We start from the raw sequence: 20,562 nt of genomic DNA, 5'->3' as shown, positions 1-20,562 counted from the left end.
GAGTTCTATTCTCCGGCCTGGACGGCGTTGCGGGCGAAGACGGGGATGTCTCCCTCGGCGTCATTGTCGGTGGCGAGCGCCTTGCCGGCCCGCACCGTCATCCAGATATTGTAGGAACATATGATCGTGCCGGTCAGGAACAGCAGGCCGCCGAATGCACGAGCGATGTAATAGGGATGCATCGCCTCCACCGAATCCAGGAAAGAATAGGCGAGCACGCCGTTTTCGGTATAGGTGCGCCACATCAGACCCTGAATGATGCCCGAGTTCCACATCGCGAAGACGTAGACAACCGCTCCTGCCAGTGCGAGCCAGAAGTGTACCTCGACAAGCTTCGGCGAATACATGCTCTCACGCTTCCACAGCCATGGCACAAGCGCATAGAACGCCCCGAACACGATCATGGAATTCCAGCCGAGCGTGCCGGCATGGACATGGCCGACGGTCCAGTCCGTGTAGTGGGAGAGCGCGTTGACCGGCCGCATCGCCATGAACGATCCTTCGAAAGTGGCGATGCCGTAAAACACCGCCGCCACCATCATGAAGCGCAGCGTTGCGTCGTCGCGCACCTTGTGCCAGGCCCCGTTCAAGGTGGCGAGCGCGTTGCCCGCCGAAGCCCATGACGGCACCAGAAGCATGGCCGAAAACGACATGCCGAGCGTCTGCACCCATTGCGGCAGCGCCGTGTAATGCAGGTGATGCGAGCCGGCCCACATATAGAAGAAGGTGATGCCCCAGAACGAGATGATGGAAAGCCGATAGGAATAGATCGGACGGCCGGCATGCTTGGGCAGGTAGTAATACATCATGCCGAGGAAGCCGGCTGTCAGGAAGAAGGCGACGGCGTTATGGCCGTACCACCATTGCGTCATGGCATCCTGCACGCCCGAAAACAGCGAGTAACTCTTGGCCGAGCCAAAGGAGATCGGCACCGCGAGATTGTTGACGATGTGCAGCACCGCCACCACCAGAATGAAGGCCATGTAGTACCAGTTGGCGACGTAGATATGCGGTTCCTTGCGCCGCGCCAGCGTGCGCAGATAGATCGCGAAATAGACGATCCAGACAATCACCAGCCAGATGTCGGCATACCATTCGGGCTCGGCATATTCCTTCGACTGGGTAATGCCCATGAAATAGCCCGACACGGCCAGCACGCAGAACAGGTTGAAGCCGAACAGCACGAACCACGGGCTCAACTGGTCGGACAGGCGGGCGCGACTCGTACGCTGCAAGACATGGAAAGAAGTCGCGATCAGCGCGTTGCCGCCGAACCCGAAGATCACGCCCGTGGTGTGAACCGGGCGCATGCGGCCGAAACTCGACCATGCCTGGTCAAAAGTCAGATCCGGCCAGGCAAGCAGCGACGCAACCCATACGCCGAAGAACATGCCGAAAACGGCCCATGCCATCGTCAGGGCGATGCCGACCTTGGTCGGGTCGTCATAATATTGCGTCTGCTGTTCAGGGTCCGGCTGCGGTGCGTAGAAACCCGAAATGAGGACGAATGCCAGACCGACGCTGAAGGCCAGCACGACGAAGCCGTGAACGCCGAGCGGATCGCCTCGACCCCCAGCGGCCATGACCAGGCCGCACAATGACATCAGCACGAGGATCACCAGTGCGTATTGCCGTTCGGTTGATGTGAGTTGCGAGATCATGTCGTTGTCGCCCATGAAAAGAAGAGAGACCCTGTCCCTCGACACTCGTTTTTTTTGCTGCCTATAATAGCGCAGGCATTTGATCTTTGCGCTAACGCAATCACGGTAGGAAAGCGCTGCGGCATCTGCCCGCTGCGGCATCCGGCCGCCCGCGACAAAATGGAGCGTTTTCCGCAGCTTATCCTGCGAGCAGTGGGCGTGTCAGGTGCCGGCCGGCCAGTTCGGAGCGCATAGACACACCCCTGGCCCCGTGCCCGCGGCACCATCGCTCAGAAGCAGCACGCCGCCCTTTTCAAGGGCTTCGATGAGCAGCTTTTCCGTCGCGCGATGAAGCGCGTGGCGATGACATTCGAAATCCTTGATCGTGCTGCGCGAGACACCGGCGCAAAGCGCCAGATGCTCTTGCGTCCAGTTGAGCAAACCCCGTGCTGCTCGACATTGCTCCGGAAGCAGATTCATGGGTTCAGTGCCTTGCGCAATGACCCCAAACTCAACCATAATGGGCGAGAGTTGGCAAGCTTGCCGACATTCCATGTCATTACGGTGCGGGATGGCGAACGAAACATCGCTGCTTTTGATGATTGTGCTGCCGTTTTTCGGCAGCGTCCTTGCGCTGTTTCTGCCCTCGTATCGTAATGCTCCGGTTTGGCTCGCCGGTCTCGTGACTCTCGCCGTACTTTTGATTGCGGCGGCCTGCTATCCATCCGTGACAGACGCACGAGTGCTGCATAGTACCGTGGAATGGGTTCCGTCGCTGGGCCTTTCATTCAAGCTGCGCATGGACGGCTTTGCCTGGCTGTTTTCCATGCTGGTCAGCGGCATCGGCTTTCTCGTCGTGCTTTATGCCCGCTACTATATGGCGCCGGAGGATCCTATCCCGCGCTTCTTTTCGCTGTTCCTTGCGTTCATGGGCGCGATGCTCGGCATCGTGCTTTCGGGCAATCTGATCCTGCTGGTCATTTTCTGGGAGTTGACCAGCATCTTCTCCTTCCTGCTGATCGGCTACTGGCACCACAACGCCGCCGCCCGCGACGGAGCGCGCATGGCGCTGACCATAACCGGCATCGGCGGGCTTTGCCTGCTGGCCGGGGTGGTGCTGATCGGCCATATCGTCGGCAGTTATGATCTCGATGCGGTGCTTGCGTCGGGCAACGTCATCCGTCAAAGCCCGCTCTATGTGCCGACACTGGTGCTTGTCCTGCTGGGGGCGCTGACCAAGAGCGCGCAATTTCCCTTCCATTTCTGGCTGCCCAACGCCATGTCGGCGCCGACCCCGGTTTCCGCCTTCCTGCATTCGGCAACCATGGTGAAAGCCGGTGTGTTCCTGATGGCCCGGTTGTGGCCTGTGATGGCCGGCACCGACGAATGGTTCTGGATCGTCGGCTTCTGCGGCATGATGGCCTTCGTGCTTGGCGCCTATTTCGCGATCTTCCAGCAGGACATCAAAGGGCTGCTCGCCTATTCCACGATCAGCCATCTCGGGTTGATAACGATGTTGCTCAGCCTCGGCAGCCCGCTCGCGGCCGTGGCTGCGATCTTTCACATGGTCAACCATGGTACATTCAAGGCTTCGCTGTTCATGACAGCCGGCATCATCGACCATGAGGCCGGCACACGCGACATCAGGCGTTTGAGCGGCCTTTTCCGGTTCATGCCGATCACCGCCACGCTCGCCATGGTCGCCAGTGCCGCAATGGCCGGTGTTCCCTTGCTCAATGGGTTTCTATCGAAAGAGATGTTTTTCGCGGAAGCCATCGAGACACATGCGATTTCCATCCTCGATACGGCAGCACCCTATGCCGCCGTTCTGGGCAGCGCCTTTGCCGTCGCTTATTCGATCCGCTTCATTCAGGGCGTGTTCTTTGGGCCGCCGCCGGTCGATCTGCCGCACGAACCGCATGAAGCGCCCTTCCTGATGCGTCTGCCGATGGCGGTGCTTGTTCTGCTCTGTCTGGTGGTCGGCATCATTCCCGGCCTGACGATCGGCCCGTTCCTTCACGCTGCCGTGGTATCCGTGCTCGGCCCTGCCACACCAACCTACAGCCTTGCCGTCTGGCACGGCATCAACCTGCCCCTGCTGATGAGCGTCGCCGCGCTGATCGGCGGCGGCATTCTCTATCTGCTGCTCAAATCCTATCTGGCCCACAGCGAGGAAGGTCCACCGATCTTTCGGTTGCTCAAGGGGCAACGTATTTTCGAACGTGCCATGGTCACGATTTCGTGGCGGTGGGCTCGCTATATCGAGACACATCTGGGAACGCGCAGGCTCCAGCCGCAATTGAAACTCCTGGTCGGAATTGCCTTCATCGCAGGGTTCTTCTCCCTCTACCGGCGCGGCCTCGAATTCGGCGTTCCCTCTATGGCTGGAACCGAACCGGCATTTGCCGGTCTATGGATCATTGGTGCGTTATGTGCGCTTGCTGCTGCCTGGCAAGCAAAGTTCCATCGTCTCGCGGCGCTTATTCTTTTGAGCGGCGCCGGGCTTGCCACCTGCATCACCTTTGCATGGTTGTCGGCCCCTGACCTGGCGCTGACGCAATTGCTTGTCGAAGTTGTCACGACTGTCCTGATCCTGCTTGGATTGCGTTGGCTGCCGAAACGCGCTGCCGAATCAAGACGGATCGCTGCCGCCGCCGGTATTCGCCTGCGGCGCTACCGGGATCTTTTCATCGCGCTGGCCGCAGGCGGCGGCATGAGCGTCGTTGCCTATGCCGTCATGGCGCGTACACCGCCCAAGGGCATCGCCGACTTCTTCCTGGAAAACGCCTACATGCTGGGCGGCGGCAAGAATGTGGTCAATGTCATCCTGGTCGATTTTCGCGGCTTCGATACGCTCGGCGAAATCACGGTGCTGGGTATTGTCGCGCTGACGGTCTTTGCTTTGCTGCGGCGGTTCCGTCCGGCCCCTGACAGCATCGAGATGCCGGAGCAGCAGCGCATACAAAACACAAATGACGAAGCCCTGCCCGACCGGAATCCCGGCGACACGGTAAGCGATTATCTATTGGTCCCTTCCGTCATCATGCAGTGGCTGTTTCCGGTCATCATCGTTTTGGCCGCCTATCTGTTCATACGTGGTCACGATCTGCCGGGCGGCGGCTTTGCCGCGGGTATCGCCATGGCTGCCGCCTTCATTCTGCAATATCTCGCGGCGGGTACGGTCTGGGTCGAGGACAGGCTCAGAATCCTGCCGGTGAAATGGATGGGTGCGGGTTTGCTCTTTGCCGCTGCAACGGGCGCTGGCGCATGGCTGTTCGGCTATCCCTTCCTCACCTCGCATGCCCGTTACGTTGAATTGCCGCTCGTCGGTTCGATACCCGTGGCCAGCGCCATGCTGTTCGATCTCGGCGTGTTTCTGCTCGTCGTTGGCGCGACGGTGCTGATGCTGATCGCCATTGCCCACCAGTCTATCCGCCGGCTGCGCGCCTCGCGCGTCGCCGAGGCCGAAAAGGAGGCCACGTGATGGCGCTGGTGCTTTCTCTCGCCATCGGCGTGCTGATCGGTTCGGGTGTATGGCTGCTGCTCAGGCCCCGCACCTATCAGGTCATCATCGGTCTGTCGCTGATCTCTTATGGTGTCAATCTGTTCATTTTTTCGATGGGGCGGCCGCGCGTCGGAGCGCCTCCCTTGCTTGGTTCGGGTGGCCCCGTCGATCCTGCCGCCTACACCGACCCGATCCCGCAAGCTCTGGTATTGACCGCAATCGTTATCGGCTTCGCCACGACCGCGCTGTTCCTGGTCGTGCTTCTGGTCTCGCGCGGGTTGACCGGAAGCGATCACGTCGATGGCCGGGAGCCACGTTGACATGATGTGGTCGCACCATCTCCTGATCGCGCCGATCCTCCTGCCCCTCGTCACGGGCGCTCTGCTTCTGCTGCTGGATGAGCGCCGACATGTGCTGAAATCGCTAATCAATCTTGCGGCGACATTTGCATTAGCGGTCATCGCCATGCGCTTGCTTGCATTCGCTGATGTCGCTAATGCCGTGCCGAGCGTTTATCTGCTTGGCAATTGGGCAGCGCCGTTCGGTATCGTTCTGGTGCTTGACCGGCTTTCAGCGATGATGCTTACGCTGACCGCGATGCTGGCGCTGGCGTCCCTGGTGTTTGCGCTGGCGCGCTGGCACAGGAGCGGACCGCATTTCCATTCGCTTTTCCAACTCCTGCTGATGGGGTTGAACGGCGCCTTCCTGACCGGCGACCTGTTCAATCTTTTCGTATTCTTCGAAGTGCTGCTTGCCGCTTCCTACGGCCTTGTTCTGCATGGCTCGGGAATCGCGCGCGTCAGGGCCGGCATGCATTACATTGCGATCAATCTTGCCGGCGCCGCACTGTTCCTCATTGGCGTCAGCCTGATCTACGGTGCCACCGGGACGCTCAACATGGCCGATCTCGCGGCCCGTATCGCCACCCTTGCCGATGGAGATCGCGCTTTGCTGGAAGGCGGCGCAGCAATCCTCGGCATCGCCTTTCTGATCAAGGCCGGCATGTGGCCGCTCGGTCTTTGGCTTCCTGCGACCTATACTGCGGCGGCGGCGCCGGTGGCGGCAATCTTCGCCATTCTCAGCAAAGTCGGCATCTATGTAATTTTACGGCTTTCCCTGCTTCTTTTCGGGGCCGACGCCGGCGCGTCGAACGGTTTCGGAGAAAGCTGGTTGCTCTATGGCGGCCTGGCAACCATGGCCTTTGGCGCTTTCGGCGTCCTGGCCTCGCAAGCGATGGGACGACTTAACGGCTTTTATATTCTCGTTTCGTCGGGCACGCTGCTCGCGGCAATCGGCACAGCGGACGTCGGCGTCATTTCCGGCGCGTTGTTTTATATGGTGAGTTCGACACTCACCATCAGCGTATTCTTCCTTCTCGTCGAACTGGTCGAGCGGGCGCAGGATCCTGCCGCCGACGTGCTGGCCGTCACCAGGGAAGCCTATGGCGACGAGGACGAGGAGGAAGAGGAAGACGAAGTCGGCGTGGCTATCCCGGCCACGCTCGCCATTCTCGGCCTGTGCTTCACCGGCTGCAGCCTGTTGCTTGCCGGCATGCCGCCGCTATCCGGCTTTATCGGAAAATTCGCCTTGCTGAATGCCTTGTTCGGCATCGGCGAACAGATGAACTCTATCCCTGCGACGACCTGGCTGTTTGCCGCACTGCTGATCTTTTCAGGATTGTCGGCAATGATCGCCATGATGCGCGCCGGCATCCGCACTTTCTGGGCGCCGGTGGAGGGGGTCGTGCCACGCGTCATGCTCATCGAAATCGTGCCGGTAGGGTTCCTGCTGTTGCTATGCGTGGCCATGACGGTCGGGGGCGGGCCGGTGATGCGCTACATGGATGCGACTGCCCATGCACTTCACGCGCCGAGCGATTATGTCCACACCGTCCTCGGCACTCGACCGGTGCCGCGCGACAAGGCGGGAGGCCATTGATGCGACGGCTTCTTCCCTACCCCTTGCTGACTGCGTCCCTGCTGTTGATGTGGCTACTTTTAACCCGGTTCTCCGTCGGCCAGATCTTGCTCGGCCTCGTTATCGCGCTGGCGGCCTCGCGTGTCATGGGCGCGCTGCAACCGGCAAAACCGCGGTTGCGGCGCTGGATCAAAATCCCGTCGCTGACCTGGACCGTTTTTGGCGATATCCTGAAATCCAATATCGCCGTCGCGGGCCTCGTTCTTCGCGGCGGTTCTGGCAAGGCCCGTTCCGGCTTTGTTGTCGTTCCTCTTGAACTACGCGACCGGACCGGCCTTGCGATCCTCGCCTGTATCATCACCGGCACACCGGGAACGGCCTGGATCGAATACAATGCGGCCAGCGGCAAGCTTCTGATGCATGTGCTCGACATTGACGATGAAGAACGCTGTGTCGCCCAGATCAAGCAACGCTATGAAGCGCCCCTGATGGAGATTTTCGAATGAGCGCGATCATCCTCGTCCTGGCTCTGGCGGTGGCGCAGTTGATGCTGCTGGCGGCGATGGGTTGCTGCCTTTATCGACTCATTCGAGGGCCGCGCGCGCAGGACCGCGTTCTTGGGCTCGACGCACTTTATGTCTGCGCCATGCTTCTGCTGCTGACGCTTGGTATCCGCAGCGACAGCACGGTATTCTTTGAAATGGCGCTGGTTATCGCCTTGCTTGGCTTCGTCTCGACAGCGGCGCTGGCAAAATTCCTGATGCGTGGCGAGGTGATCGAATGACCGAACTCGCCGAACTGCCGCCATGGGCGGCGCTGCTTATCGCATTTTTCCTTCTGCTTGGCGCGAGCTTGACTCTGCTCGGCTGCATCGGCCTGTTGCGCTTCAAGACGTTCTATCAGCGCGTCCATGCTCCGACGCTCGGCACGACCTGGGGCGCAGGCGGCATTCTCATTGCCTCGATGATCTTCTTTTCGATGGTGCAATCGCGGCCGGTGCTGCACGAAATCCTGATCTCGGTGATGGTTTTCGTCACGACGCCCGTCACCCTCATGCTTCTGGCGCGGGCGACACTCTATCGCGACCGTGCCGAAGGGATGAGCGGGGTGCCGTCCCTTGATACTGGAAGCACGGGCGACGAAGCGACGGACTCGACCTATCCAACCCAGCGTTCGTAATCAGAAACGAGGAGATGCAGCGGCACGGTATCTTCCTCGATATCTGAAAAGCGACCGATCGGATCGCGGAAAATGTTATCGGTGAGATCGTCGTTGACGGTCGAAACCTCACCGATCAGCACATCCTTGCCTTCAGCCCAAAAAGCGTGCCAGACGCCCGGCAACAACGTTACACTTTCGCCCGGATCGAGCTTCAGCAAGCCGCCGGCCTCCAGCTTGCGGACCGTGCCATCGACCGGCACCGAAACCTCGGCCTTCGGGTCGATGCCGCCATCGGCGTCCGGCATGAACAGTTCCAGCACCAGCTTGCCGCCACCACGATTGATGATATCTTCCGCCTTGATGACATGGCGGTGCATGGGCGAGAGCTGGTCCTTACGCGAGATCATGATCTTTTCGGCATAAAGCATGCCGGCGCCCTTCTTCATGTCATCGAAGCGGCCATTGCGGACGGTGAAGAGAAATAGGCCGAGCTCGTCGAATTTGCCCTGACCGTAGTCGGTAATATCCCAGCCGAGCCGTGCGTCGAAGATACCTGCCGAATTCTGGCGGCTTTCCTTCATCTGCTGCGGCGTCCAATAGGCGAAGGGCGGCATGACATAGCCGAAGGAGCGGATGAAGGCGTCGGCCTCGCGGATGATTCTGTTGATTTCGGAACGTTTCATCGCCGGTATCTCCTCGCCGCGACAGGATTTTGCCGAAGCGATAGCCCAACAGCGTTTGCGTGTCGATTCCAGTTCCGGCAAGCGGATGTTGAAGAGACCAGTTTACTGACGATCCGCCCGCCGTGCCGCCATGCGGCGCATGGCGGTGACACGCCGGCGCATGATCTCGGTGCGCATGGCCATCATATGCAGCGCGAAAAACAGCACCGTGAACCCGATTGCCATAACCAGCAATGGCTCAAGCAGGCTGGGATCGATCGTCGGGCCGTCGAGACGGAAAACCGACGCCGGTTGATGCAGCGTGTTCCACCAATCGACCGAGAATTTGATGATGGGAATGTTGATGAAACCAACCAGCGTGACAATGGCTGCGGCCCAAGCGGCGCGGGCTACATCGTCCAGCGCGCGGGTCAGGGCTATAATGCCGAGATACATCAGGAAAAGAACGAAGACGGAGGTCAGCCGGGCGTCCCACACCCACCACGTCCCCCACATCGGCTTGCCCCAGATGGAACCGGTGACCAGCGCCAGCGCGGTGAAGACCGCACCGATCGGGGCTGCGGCCTTGAGCGCCACATCGGCAAGCGGATGACGCCAGACCAGCGTACCAAGCGCTGAAACCGCCATAATCGTGTAGCACATCATGGCCAGCCACGCGAACGGCACATGGATATACATGATGCGAACGGTAATGCCCTGCTGGTAATCTCCCGGCGCGGTAAAGCTCATATACAGGCCGCCGGCCAGGATCAGCACTGCGATGCCAAGCAGCCACGGAACCAGCCTGTCCGCGAGCGCCAGGAAGCGCGTCGGATTGGCCAGGTCGATCCAGCGGGTGCTGCGGGCGCTTGTGTCGCTCATCGCCCGCTACATAGCCTGCCCATCCGCCTGCGGCAATGCACAAGCATTGTCGCAGGCGGAAAGAGGTTCAGGCAGCTTCGTCAACCGGCGCGAGCCGAGGGCGACGACGCTCCTCGTCATTGACCAGACCGCCAGCGCGCAGAAGCGAGGCGAAACGGCCGTTGGCCTGTGAGAGTTCGGCAAACGAACCCATTTCGACCACCTTGCCCTTATCCATGAATACGACCAGATTGGCGTCGCGAACCGTGGTCAGGCGGTGGGCGATGATGAAGGTGGTGCGGTTACGCCGCAGATCGTCGATCGCCCCCTTCACCCGTTCCTCGGTTTCCACATCGAGCGCACTGGTGGCCTCGTCGAGCACCAGGATCGGCGCGTTCTTGAGAACGGCGCGGGCAATGGCGATACGTTGACGCTCGCCGCCGGAAAGCTGGCCGCCGCGCTCACCGACAATCGTGTCATAGCCCTCACCCTTGGACAGAATGAAGTCCTCGGCGACGGCGGCCCTTGCCGCGGCATGGATCTCTTCGTAGGCGGCGCTGTCACAGCCGATGCGGATGTTGTCCTCGATCGATCGATTGAGCAGGCCGGCGTCCTGGAACACCGTGGCAATGGCATGCCTGAGCGAGCGGCTGGTTACGGAGCGCGTATCCACGCCGTCGATCAGGATTCGCCCGCGAGCGGGCGTAAAGACACCCTGCAACAGATTGATCAGTGTCGTCTTGCCCGCACCGGTCGGTCCGACGATGGCGACGGTCTGGCCAGCCGGAACCTCGAAGGAAATGTCGTCCAATCCCTGCCCCGAATTCGGAAATTCGAAACCGACATTGTCGAAGCGGATATGACCGGTAACGGGTCCGAGCTCGCGCAGGCCCTCCGGCTCCACGACGGCCTTGGACGAATCCTCCATCCGGTAAAAATCCTCAAGCTTGGCACGGGCCTCGGAAATCTGGTTGACGAAGGCCGATACCTGCTCGAGACGCGAGATCAGCAAAGTGGCAAAGCCGGTGAAGGCAATGACTTCACCGATGCGCAATTCGCCATGCGTGACCAGATAGGCGCCGATCAGCAGAACGACCATCATCGAGATTGTCGCTGACAGGCGGTGCAGGGCGTTGGCCAATGCCCACCAGTCGAGAACCGGATATTGGGCATCGAGCAGCGATTTGACGTAGCGCTTGAGCGTTTCGGTTTCGTGGCCGATGCGGTTGTAGCTCTGCAGCACCGCAACATTGCTGACCGAATCCGACACATGGGCGAAAACGGTGTGATAGTGGCGCTCGACGCTGGCCTGCCCCTCTTTGGTCCGGCGCATAACGACGCGACCAATGACGAAATAGAGTGCGCCAAGCCCGATCAGCACCAGCGACATACGCAAATCAAGAGAAACAGCCGTCGGGATCAGGAGGACCAGAGCCACGGCGGTCGAAAGGTGCTGACGCATGAATTCCAGCCACAGGCTGAACAGCGTTTCGACAGCCCGCAGCAATGTGTGCAGCGAATTCGACGTGCCGCGCTCATGATGCCAGGCAAGCGGCATGGTAATGATGCGCTCGAAGGATTCGAACAGCACGGTACCCCGTCTCTCGTGGGCGAAACGGTCGGCATCGCGTGCAACGAAGACGAAGGCGATGATGTTGAAAGCGCCCAGGCCAGCCCACAATGCCAATGTCGGCACGAGTTCGCCGCCGCCGGATATGGCGTCGATCACCCGACCGAACAGGATGGGTTCCAGAATGGTTACAAGTGCCAACGCAGTATTGGCGCCGCAAATGAATGCGACGCGCTTCCTGTTGACGGCCAGATAACCTAGCGCTCTCCAGTAAATTTGCAGAAGGGACACGCGACTACTCCGCGAAACCATGAATGGGCGTACCAACACAGAAGCCACTGGCACGTCGCAAAACAATGCCCCTATGCACTTTCCGTTCCGGTTTGACCAACAAAAGATGGCAACGGACCGAAATCTGCCGTGATCTTCTAACAGCTTGAGATAAAAGGTGAAAAGCCCACCTTGCGGCAAAATAAAGGCAACGGCGCACTGCTGCCTTTATTTCGATGCGGAGGTTCCGGTTACCGGCGGAATGCGAACGAGGACCTCGCTTTGCCCCTTGGCCTTGATTTCCAAGGCGGAACCCTTGATCTTGCGGCCATCTACTTCAAGCGACACGCCTTTTGCACCTTTGGTGCGCACGACACGGACCTTGTAACTTGCCCCGTTCGTCTTGAGATTGGCCGTATAGCCATCCCATTCGCTGGGAAGCCGCGGTGTAAAGACAATGTGATCGCCCTGCCGTTCTATGCCAAGGATGCCTTCCACCGCCGCGCGATAGAGCCATCCCGCCGAACCGGTATACCACGTCCAGCCGCCACGGCCGCCCTTGTCACCCGCATAAATGTCGGCAGCCACCACAAAGGGCTCGACTCGGTAGCGCTCCGCAGCCTCTTCATCCTGCGCATGGTTGATCGGGTTCAGCATGGAAAAGCATCGATAGGCGTCGTCGGTGCGGCCCATTTCAGCCAATGCCATGACGAACCAGGTGGCTGCATGGGTGTATTGCCCGCCATTCTCGCGCACGCCGGGCGGATAGCTCTTGATATAGCCCGGCTCCTGTTTGGTTTTGCTGAAGGGCGGCGTGAACAGCTTGACGATTTGCAGTCCCTCATCGACCAGCCTGTCCATGACCTGGTTCACTGCCGTCTGCGACCGGACCGGATCGCCCTCGCCTGAAAGCACGCTCCACGACTGGGCGATGGAATCGATCTGGCATTCGTCGGATGTATGCGAACCGAGCGGCGTACCGTCGTCGTAACTGCCACGACGGTACCACTGGCCGTCCCAGGCGGTTTTTTCCAGCGCCTTTTTCAGCAGCTTGGCATGCTTTTCCCACGCCTGCGCCCGCTTGGCGTCGCCCTCAGCCTTGGCGATCTGGGCGAAATCACCCAGCGTGTTCAACAGGAACCAGCCGAGCCAGACACTTTCGCCCTTGCCCTTCTCGCCGACCCTGTTCATGCCGTCGTTCCAGTCACCGCCGAGAATCAGTGGCAGGCCGGCCTCGCTGCTGCGCTTGATGGCAAGTTCCAGCGCCAGGGCGCAATGCTCGTAGAGCGAGACGGATGTCCTGGATTGCTCCGGCGTGAAAAATGCGTCGTGCTCGCCTTCGCTGAGTTTCTCGCCTTCAATGAAAGGAATTTTTTCCTTCAAAATAGCCTTGTCGCCGGTGACGGCGATGTAGCGCGCAACGGCATGAGCCATCCACACGATATCGTCGGAAATGATGGTGCGCACGCCGGCGCCGGTGCGGGGCAGCCACCAATGCTGCACATCGCCCTCGGGGAACTGGCGCTTGACCGCGTTGACGATCTGGTCACGCGCAAGATTCGGATCATGCATCAAGAAGGCCAGCGTATCCTGCAACTGATCGCGGAAGCCGAAGGCGCCGCTCGCCTGATAGAAGGCCGAGCGCGCACGAATGCGGCAGGCAAGGCTCTGATACGGCAGCCAATGGTTGACCATGGCGTTGAGCGCCTCATCGGGCGTCTCGACCTGAATGGTATCGAGGAAAGCCCGCCAGTTGCGCTCGTTCTCACCAAGGCGACGGTCGAAATCCTTGCTCAGATGACGCTTGATCAGCGTCGTGGCTTCTTCGGCCGTCTCGGCATCGCCAAGCACCCAGAGCAAGGTGACATCGCCGCCTGCCGGAACGTCGATGTCACGGGCGAGCGCGGCGCATGGATCGTCCCCGACTTCGACACGGCCGGACAGGCTGGCACCAGCCAGGACGGCGCGCGGCGCGTCGCTGCCGCCGCCGCGCCCCAGGAATTCCTGACGATCGGCGGTCACGGATTGCGGCGCCTGGTCACTGGCGAGGAAGGCTACACGATCGCTGTAGTCGAGCCCGTAAGGGTTTCGCGCAAGGAGTGCACCTGTCTCCTTGTCCTGAGCCGGCACGATGGTCGCCGAGGTCTTGGAGCGATGCCCGCCCAGCACCCATTCGGCATAGGCATAGATGCGCAGGCGCGCCGGCTTGTCGCCGGCATTCTGGATACGCAGGCGCGAAATCCGCACCGGATCCTTTGGATCGACGATATGGGTATAATCCATCGAGAGCGGGCCGCGCCTGGTGCGGAATGTCGAAAAGCCCTGACCGTGCCAGGTCTCGTACATCATCGCCGGATCACGCACGACGGCGGCCATCGGCGAAAACGCCTTGCCGCTGTCCTTGTCGTGGATATAGAGCCCCTCGCCCGGCCTGTTTGTCACCGGATCGTTCGTCCAGGGCGTGATCTGGTAGTCGCGGCTGTTGCGGCTCCAGGTAAAGGCCGCGCCTTCGGCCGACACATGGAAGCCGAACCCTTCATTGGCGATGACATTGATCCAGGGTTGCGGCGTGCTGCGGCGTCCATCGAGGCGTATGACATAGTGCCGGCCGTGATTGTCGAAGCCGCCAAAGCCGTTCCACAAACTCAAGCCATTACCGTCGGCGCGATCATTTTCGCCATCTTCCATGACGGCAGCCATAGCTTCCGCCGGCTCCGGAGATTTACGCGAAGCCGACGCGCCGCCGGGCTGCGCCTCGTCTCGAGCCTGCACGGCCGCGGCTTCCGCGCGTTCGATCTGATCGAGGATCTTGCCGTTGCGGGTATGCAGGCAGATGTGCGCCACGGCCAGCAAGGTCTTGTAGGTGCTTTCATCCATCAGGTCGCGGCGGACAGCAAAAATGTGCTGGCGCGGACCGAGTTCCTTGCCGCGCAGGCGGCTGTTCTCGCACAGCGATTCGATCGCCTGCTGGAGATCCTGCACATAGGACGATGCCTGTTCATTGACCACGACGAGATCGGTCAACAAGCCGCGCGCGCGCATATATTCCTGGAATCGCAACGCTTGCGCGACAATATCGATGTCTGCGACATCATCGATGCGAACCGCAAAAATCGGGTAATCGCCGGAAACACTGGTCGGCCAGAGGCTCGACTGCTTGCCGAGGCCGGACGCGATGGCGTCAGGCTGCAGACGCATATAGGAATTCGGGTAGATGAGGTAGCGCGCCAGTTTCTGCACGCTGGCCGCATCGGCGAGGCTCAACTCCATATGCCGGGTCTGCACCTGCGAGCGCGTCCACGCCAGCATAGCCTGCCGGGCGAAACTTTCGGGATGATCGAGGCGTGTCATCGCCTCGTCGAGTTCGGCGCGGTTTGGCCCCACGACTGTCCAGAAGGTCAAGGAAATCTTCTTGTTGGCCGGCACGCGCACGCGCCGGCGCAACGCCGCGATCGGATCGAGCGTGAAGCCTGAATGGCCGCCCAGGCGGGCGCCACTGTCGAAGGCCGCCGCATTGGCGATCGTGCGCCCGCGCCCGATGAAAGCGCGGCGGTCGGTCTCAGCCTCGGTGTCGCGTGCAAGGCTCGACGGATCGGTGACGAAATGCGCCATGGCGATATCGGGCTCACCCGCATCGCGTTTACGCCGGGTTGCGAAAATCGCGCCGTTGTTCCGGGCAATCTCCGTCTCCACGAACATCTTGGAGAACGCCGGATGAGCGTTGTCGGAGGCTTCAGAGCCAAGCACCAGTTCGGCAAACGAGGTGACTTCGATATGACGGTCGGTCGCGCCGTCATTGTGCAGGGTGATGCGCCTGCCCTCGCCATTTCCTTCTGAAACGACGATACACTCGACCTCCGAGCGCAGCGAGCGCACGGTCTTCACAAAGCTCGCCTTGTCATCCGAGAAGATCGCATGCGCGGTCTCGCCATTGGCCCGGCGCGGCTCCGCCGTTGCCGACCACCATTCGCCGGTATCGGCATCGCGCAGGAATAGATAGGAGCCCAACCGGTCTTCCGTCGGGTCCGGCTGCCAGCGCGTGACGGCGAGTTCGCCCCATCGGCTGTAACCGGAACCGGTGGCCGAGATCATGACCGAATAGCGGCCATTGGACATCAGGCTGGTCGCCGGCAGCGCCCATGCAGGGTCGAGGACAATGCGCGTATCCAGGCTCTGCGGTTCGGATTCGTCCTTGCCCGGCCGCTCTTCCGCTTCGGTGCGAACCGTGTCGGCGGGAATTTCGCGCGGCGCCTTTTCCTGCAACAAAAGTTCGGCGGATTCGATGACCGGGTCGCTGTGAAAGCGATCACGCAAGCGGCCCTCGAATACGGCATCCGCGACGGCGGCGATCGACATGCCGGAATGATGCGCCATGTAGTTGTGCACGACCGCATGATCCGTGCCGTCCGGTACACGCTGCGGCGTGAAATCGACGGCGTCATAATAACCATGCCGGCCGAGCGCGCCGAGGCTTCTCAGCCGGGCCAGGTTCTCGACCGCCTCCCGTGGCATGAATTGCGCTGCCAGAATGGTCGCATAGGGCGCAATCACCGTGTTCTGGCCAAGACCACGCTTGAGACCGAGACCCGGCACGCCGAAATTGGTGTATTGGTAGTTCATGTCGCGGTCGCGCGCATTATACGCGGCCTCGGAGATCCCCCACGGCACGTTCTTCGAGCGGCCATACTGGATCTGGCGCTTGATGATGAGCTTGCTGGTCTGGTTCAGAATGCTGCCCTGCGGTTCCTTCATCACCAGAGGGGGCATCAGATATTCGAACATCGATCCCGACCACGAGATCAACGCCCCGCGATAGCCGATCTCCACGATCGGCCGACCGAGCTTGAACCAGTGTTCCGTCGGCAGATCGCCCTTGGCGACGGCAAACAGGCTGGTCAGGCGCGCTTCGGACGCGAGCAGATCGTAGCAGGATTCGTCAAGCTGATGCTCTTCCACCCGATAGCCGATGGAAAGCAGCTTGCGCTCCGGACGCATCAGGAAGGAAAAATCCATCTCGAAGGCAAAGGTCCGCGCGCGCCTGCGCAATTCCAGCAACTTGCCGCGCAGCGTCTCGACGGCGGTGTCGTCGCTGTGCGAATCATGCACATGCGCCTCGCAGGTCGCTTCCAGCCGGGCCGCCCAGTCGACGATCACATCGCTCTGCGAAGAGCCGACCTCGGTGTGGATCGCCGCTGCCAGCTTGCGAATTTCGCCAGCCAGCACAGCAAGGTTGATGGTGCGGATGGAAGCCATTTCGGGCTGTGCCTTGATGGTGCGGACGGCGCGCCGCATACCGTCCAGCCGGTCTGCCAGCCGTTGACGCAGCGGCCTGAGTTGGCGCCGGTCGTCGGGAAGCGCGTCCAGGCTTTCGTTGAGAATGGCGACGGCATCGAGAACGCCTTCGAAATCGCCCTGCAAATGCACCGATGGCGCTTCCGCCCATTCGGCGCAGGCAGCCGCCACCGCAACCAGATGCCCAGCCAGATTGCCGCTGTCCACCGCTGAAATATAAAGCGGATAGAGCGGGTTCAGGGTGCGGGTTTCATACCAGTTGAACAAATGCCCGCGGTCGCGGGTCATGCCTTCGATGGTTGAAAGCGTGGCTTCGATACGGGCTGCCGCATCGGACAGGCTGATCCAGCCGAAATCCCGCGCCGAGACGACCGACAGCAGATAGACGCCGATATTGGTGGGAGAGGTACGACCGGCCACCACGGGCGTCGGATTTTCCTGAAAATTATCCGGCGGCAGATGACGGTGTTCCTCGGTGACGAAGGTTTCGAAATAATGCCAGGTGCGGCGCGCGGCGATGCGTAGCGCATGAATGTCGTGCGCCGACAGATGCAACCTGTCCTCGGTTTCAGCCGAGCGGCTGATCACCCAGGCAAAGGCAGGCGATCCAACCCAGAACAGCGCGAAGAAAAAGGCGACGAAGGCACCGGTGGAATCGGCCAGCACGGGAATGATCAGCCCGACCAGCCCGATAATCACCGCGCCATACATCATGCCATAATAGGAGCCGAGATCGTTGCTGCTGCTCTTGCCGGCCTGTGAGGCGGTGCGCCATTCGAGCAGGTTCTTACGACTGACGAACAGGCGATAGAGCGTGCGGACGATCGCGTCTCCCATCATCCAGGCTGAATGCGCCATCAGAACGATCTTCAGCGCCACCATGGCGGTGCCGAAAAGAACATCGTGGGCGAGCGCCGAGAAATGACCGCGCGGCGTGGCATCGCGGTTCTTCGGCAGGATCGCGTTCACCACGTCGAAAGTGGGCGCCATAAACAGGGCAAGAATCAGCAGGGCCTGCCATTGCGCCGCTTGCGTGAAGGGCAGCAGTGTCCAGCCGGCGATCGCCGCCATAACCCAGAAGATCGGGGTGAGCGAGCGGCGCAGATTGTCCACCATCTTCCAACGCGACAAAGCCGGAACGCCGGAACGTGGATCGAGCATGAAGCTGAGCAATTGCCAGTCGCCGCGCGCCCAGCGATGCTGGCGCGACGCGTCCACCGAATAGCGCGTCGGATAATCCTCGACCAGTTCGACGTCGGTGACCAAAGCCGAGCGGGCGATCGCCCCTTCCAGAAGGTCGTGGCTGAGAACCGTGTTTTCGTCGAAGCGATCCTTCAGCGCCGCCTCGAAGGCATCGACATGATAGAGGCCTTTGCCGGTAAAGGAACCGGCGCCGAACACGTCCTGATAAAGGTCCGATACCGCGAAAACGTAAGGGTCCAGTCCGCGATTGGCGGAAAAAACGCGTTGGAAGAAAGAAGCGTCGTCGCCGGTCGTCAGCGACGGCGTGATGCGCGGTTGGAGAATTGTATAGCCCGCTGTCACCACCTGCCGCGCCGCGTCGTAACGTGGCCGGTTCAGCGGATGCGCCAGTTTGCCGACCAGCTTGGCGACGGCATCGCGCGTTGTGCGCGTGTCGGCGTCGAGCGTCATCACATAGACGACGTTTTCAGGCAGCGGCGCGTCCAGCGGCAGGAATGTGGTATCGCTGTCGCCACGCAGCAGAAGGTTCAGTTCATGCAGTTTGCCGCGCTTGCGTTCCCATCCCATCCAGCAACCCTGCACCGGATTGTAGAGGCGCTTGCGGTGCAGGAGATGGAATCGTGGCGTGCCCTTGGTGGGGTAGCGGGCATTGAGCCGGGCAAGCTGGCTGCGGGCGAATTCGAGGATTTCCGTGTCGGTAACGCCAATCTCGTTCTTGCTGTCCGGCCAATCCGAGAGCAACGCGAAATAGAGTTCGTCCGAGGCGTTGGCGAGGTGATGCACCTCGATGTTGCGAATGCTTTCTTCAACGTCATCACGCGAACCGATCAGTGACGGCACGACGACAAGCGTGCGGGCATCAGACGGAATTTCGTCCTTGTAGTCGTAACCGACCAGCCGGCTCGGTTTCAGAAACAGCAGGACAATCGTGTTGAAAAAGCCCAGCATGCCCTCGCTCGCCGGCACAGCAAACAGGATCAGCATCAGGGCAATAACCGGCACCGAAAGGCCGAGCGCGGCGAGCGCATTGCCCGTCACGTAAAGTAGAAGCAGCGTCAGAACGAAGACCGGCAGCACAATACCCAGCCATCCGGTTTTGCGGAATGCCCACATGAAATGCTGGCTGAGGGTCGGGCGGTAGCCGATTGCCGCTTCCAGTTCAGGACGGCGCGGCCCGACAAGGAAAAAACCGACATCGGCCCGCTTGCCGGGATCCGCAACTTCACCTTCGACCTGCGTTGCGCAGCCGGCAAGCTCTGTCGCCTTTTCGGCGACGTCATATTCCGAGCGATCCGAGCGCAGGGCCAGTTTCTCGATGGCCGCGCGATACTGATCACGGGATGAAAAATCGAGCGCGGCAAAATCGGTGCGCTCGCGTAACAGGGCGTCGAGGCGGCTGACTTCCTCAAACCAGACGGTCCAGTCAACGTCATTGATCAGCCTCAGGCCGCGGATGATATTGCCGGTCGTGACATTGCCGCTCGACAGGGTCCGGTGTTCGTCGAGGATGATCTCCTCGGCATCTGAGCCGGATTTTTCCAGCTCGCCTTCCAGCCATTCCAACGCCTTTCCGGCGTTTTGCGAGCCGTCGCGCAACCGGTAAAGAAGCTGGGTCGCGAAGGTCGTGTCCCGCGCGTGAGCCTTGTATCTGGAGAGGATTTTCAGATCCCTCGCATCGTCCGTCGACGCCAGAACCTGGTCGGCCACAGAGTTGGCGGCCAGGCGCATGTCGCGCGCCCGGCTGACGCGGACGGCCAGACGCCGCAAATTCTCCACCAGCACGAAACGCAGCAGCGACGGCAGCGACCAGATCTCGCCGATCTTCATCGGTTCGACGCTCTGGAATCCCTCTACAATGGCCTTGAACATTGACGCGGAGATCGAGCTGTCGCAATGCGCGACATAGGTCCAGGCCAAAGCCAGCGCACGCGGCACGCTTGAACCATCGGCAAGTTCCAGTGTCGGCAATTGCCGGTAGAACCGGCGCGGCAGATCTCGCTTGATCTGGTAAATCGTCTCCTCGACAACATAATTATTATCGAGCAGCCATTGGGCGGCCGGCGTTATCGTCTCGCCCGCAGCCTGCGCCGCATTTGTCGAGCGATAAACTTCAAGGATCTTCTTGGCGCTCTCACGAATGCGCGACTGAAAATCGAAAGGCATCAGCCCGGCAAGGTCGGATACGTCACCCTTGGCCAGGCTCACGCCCAGTTCCCGCAATGTGTCTTCATGCAGAAAAGTGGAACGGATCGGCTGCTCCGGCTCCGCTGGAAGCCTGGTGGTTACGTTTTCGATCTTTTCGGGACTGGTCTGAATATTCATTAACTATCCATGAGGCGGGACAACCGGCGGCGCAATGCCTCCGGTTGCGTTCACCCAAACCGATTCAAGCACGTTTGGTTGCGTCGCATTACAAGCCGAGTGAGATCGCACCAACATCCCGACGACAATAGCAGGCGTCGCCCCCCGGACAACCTCCGG

At 60.6% G+C, this 20,562-nt stretch carries 12 protein-coding genes; 6 read left to right on the top strand and 6 right to left on the bottom strand.

What is annotated here, in order from left to right; genetic code table 11:
• Window positions 1-5 precede the first annotated feature (5 nt).
• Window positions 6-1,661: a cytochrome-c oxidase, cbb3-type subunit I gene (ccoN, locus tag BFN67_RS09980; protein ID WP_080919531.1), complete on the bottom strand. Its 1,656-nt coding sequence runs from the start codon at window positions 1,659-1,661 to the stop codon at window positions 6-8.
• Between the two features lie 201 nt (window positions 1,662-1,862).
• Window positions 1,863-2,120, bottom strand: coding sequence for a helix-turn-helix transcriptional regulator (locus BFN67_RS09975; protein ID WP_080919530.1), 258 nt, complete (start codon window positions 2,118-2,120; stop codon window positions 1,863-1,865).
• A 91-nt stretch (window positions 2,121-2,211) separates the two neighbouring features.
• Here BFN67_RS09975 and BFN67_RS09970 point away from each other — a divergent pair, with 91 nt between their 5' ends.
• Genes BFN67_RS09970 through mnhG form a run of 6 tightly spaced genes read left to right on the top strand, consistent with a single transcriptional unit; the run spans window position 2,212 to window position 8,241 of the window.
• Complete coding sequence (locus BFN67_RS09970) at window positions 2,212-5,124, top strand: monovalent cation/H+ antiporter subunit A (protein ID WP_080919460.1); 2,913 nt, start codon at window positions 2,212-2,214, stop codon at window positions 5,122-5,124.
• Window positions 5,124-5,465, top strand: a complete 342-nt coding sequence (locus BFN67_RS09965) for a Na+/H+ antiporter subunit C (protein ID WP_080919459.1) — start codon at window positions 5,124-5,126, stop codon at window positions 5,463-5,465. Before BFN67_RS09970 ends, BFN67_RS09965 begins: the two co-directional genes overlap by 1 nt.
• A gap of 1 nt (window position 5,466) precedes the next feature.
• Entirely contained in the window at window positions 5,467-7,083 is a 1,617-nt protein-coding gene (locus BFN67_RS09960) for a monovalent cation/H+ antiporter subunit D (protein WP_080919458.1), read from the top strand.
• Window positions 7,083-7,568: a Na+/H+ antiporter subunit E gene (locus BFN67_RS09955; RefSeq protein WP_080919457.1), complete on the top strand. Its 486-nt coding sequence runs from the start codon at window positions 7,083-7,085 to the stop codon at window positions 7,566-7,568. Before BFN67_RS09960 ends, BFN67_RS09955 begins: the two co-directional genes overlap by 1 nt.
• Window positions 7,565-7,846 (top strand): K+/H+ antiporter subunit F, encoded by a 282-nt coding sequence (locus BFN67_RS09950; RefSeq protein ID WP_080919456.1) that lies wholly within the window; start codon window positions 7,565-7,567, stop codon window positions 7,844-7,846. The genes BFN67_RS09955 and BFN67_RS09950 overlap by 4 nt, the downstream gene beginning before the upstream one ends.
• The gene (mnhG, locus tag BFN67_RS09945) at window positions 7,843-8,241 is read left to right on the top strand and encodes a monovalent cation/H(+) antiporter subunit G (protein ID WP_080919455.1); all 399 of its coding nucleotides are present in this window, start codon (window positions 7,843-7,845) and stop codon (window positions 8,239-8,241) included. The genes BFN67_RS09950 and mnhG overlap by 4 nt, the downstream gene beginning before the upstream one ends.
• On the opposite strand, the gene BFN67_RS09940 is transcribed toward mnhG, so the two are convergent.
• The 4 genes from BFN67_RS09940 to BFN67_RS09925 form a co-directional block, all read right to left on the bottom strand.
• Complete coding sequence (locus tag BFN67_RS09940; protein ID WP_080919454.1) at window positions 8,220-8,906, bottom strand: D-lyxose/D-mannose family sugar isomerase; 687 nt, start codon at window positions 8,904-8,906, stop codon at window positions 8,220-8,222. The genes mnhG and BFN67_RS09940 overlap by 22 nt on opposite strands.
• Before the next feature lie 102 nt (window positions 8,907-9,008).
• Window positions 9,009-9,767 (bottom strand): heme ABC transporter permease, encoded by a 759-nt coding sequence (locus BFN67_RS09935; RefSeq protein WP_080919453.1) that lies wholly within the window; start codon window positions 9,765-9,767, stop codon window positions 9,009-9,011.
• A gap of 67 nt (window positions 9,768-9,834) precedes the next feature.
• Window positions 9,835-11,607: a glucan ABC transporter ATP-binding protein/ permease gene (locus BFN67_RS09930; RefSeq protein ID WP_080919452.1), complete on the bottom strand. Its 1,773-nt coding sequence runs from the start codon at window positions 11,605-11,607 to the stop codon at window positions 9,835-9,837.
• Between the two features lie 207 nt (window positions 11,608-11,814).
• Complete coding sequence (locus tag BFN67_RS09925; protein WP_080919451.1) at window positions 11,815-20,403, bottom strand: glycoside hydrolase family 94 protein; 8,589 nt, start codon at window positions 20,401-20,403, stop codon at window positions 11,815-11,817.
• Window positions 20,404-20,562 lie beyond the last annotated feature (159 nt).

This window comes from Manganibacter manganicus, assembly GCF_002075885.1.
In the GTDB taxonomy this organism is placed as follows: domain Bacteria; phylum Pseudomonadota; class Alphaproteobacteria; order Rhizobiales; family Rhizobiaceae; genus Mesorhizobium; species Mesorhizobium manganicum.
This window is presented reverse-complemented; position numbering and strand designations above follow the sequence as displayed.

Excerpts from the sequence above, each read along its gene's own strand:
- BFN67_RS09940 (WP_080919454.1), bottom strand. The coding sequence starts at position 8,906 with ATGAAACGTTCCGAAATCAACAGAATCATCCGCGAGGCCGACGCCTTC.
- BFN67_RS09965 (WP_080919459.1), top strand. The coding sequence starts at position 5,124 with ATGGCGCTGGTGCTTTCTCTCGCCATCGGCGTGCTGATCGGTTCGGGT.
- BFN67_RS09955 (WP_080919457.1), top strand. The coding sequence starts at position 7,083 with ATGCGACGGCTTCTTCCCTACCCCTTGCTGACTGCGTCCCTGCTGTTG.
- BFN67_RS09925 (WP_080919451.1), bottom strand. The coding sequence starts at position 20,403 with ATGAATATTCAGACCAGTCCCGAAAAGATCGAAAACGTAACCACCAGG.
- BFN67_RS09960 (WP_080919458.1), top strand. The coding sequence starts at position 5,467 with ATGATGTGGTCGCACCATCTCCTGATCGCGCCGATCCTCCTGCCCCTC.
- mnhG (WP_080919455.1), top strand. The coding sequence starts at position 7,843 with ATGACCGAACTCGCCGAACTGCCGCCATGGGCGGCGCTGCTTATCGCA.
- BFN67_RS09935 (WP_080919453.1), bottom strand. The coding sequence starts at position 9,767 with ATGAGCGACACAAGCGCCCGCAGCACCCGCTGGATCGACCTGGCCAAT.
- ccoN (WP_080919531.1), bottom strand. The coding sequence starts at position 1,661 with ATGATCTCGCAACTCACATCAACCGAACGGCAATACGCACTGGTGATC.
- BFN67_RS09975 (WP_080919530.1), bottom strand. The coding sequence starts at position 2,120 with ATGAATCTGCTTCCGGAGCAATGTCGAGCAGCACGGGGTTTGCTCAAC.
- BFN67_RS09970 (WP_080919460.1), top strand. The coding sequence starts at position 2,212 with ATGGCGAACGAAACATCGCTGCTTTTGATGATTGTGCTGCCGTTTTTC.
- BFN67_RS09950 (WP_080919456.1), top strand. The coding sequence starts at position 7,565 with ATGAGCGCGATCATCCTCGTCCTGGCTCTGGCGGTGGCGCAGTTGATG.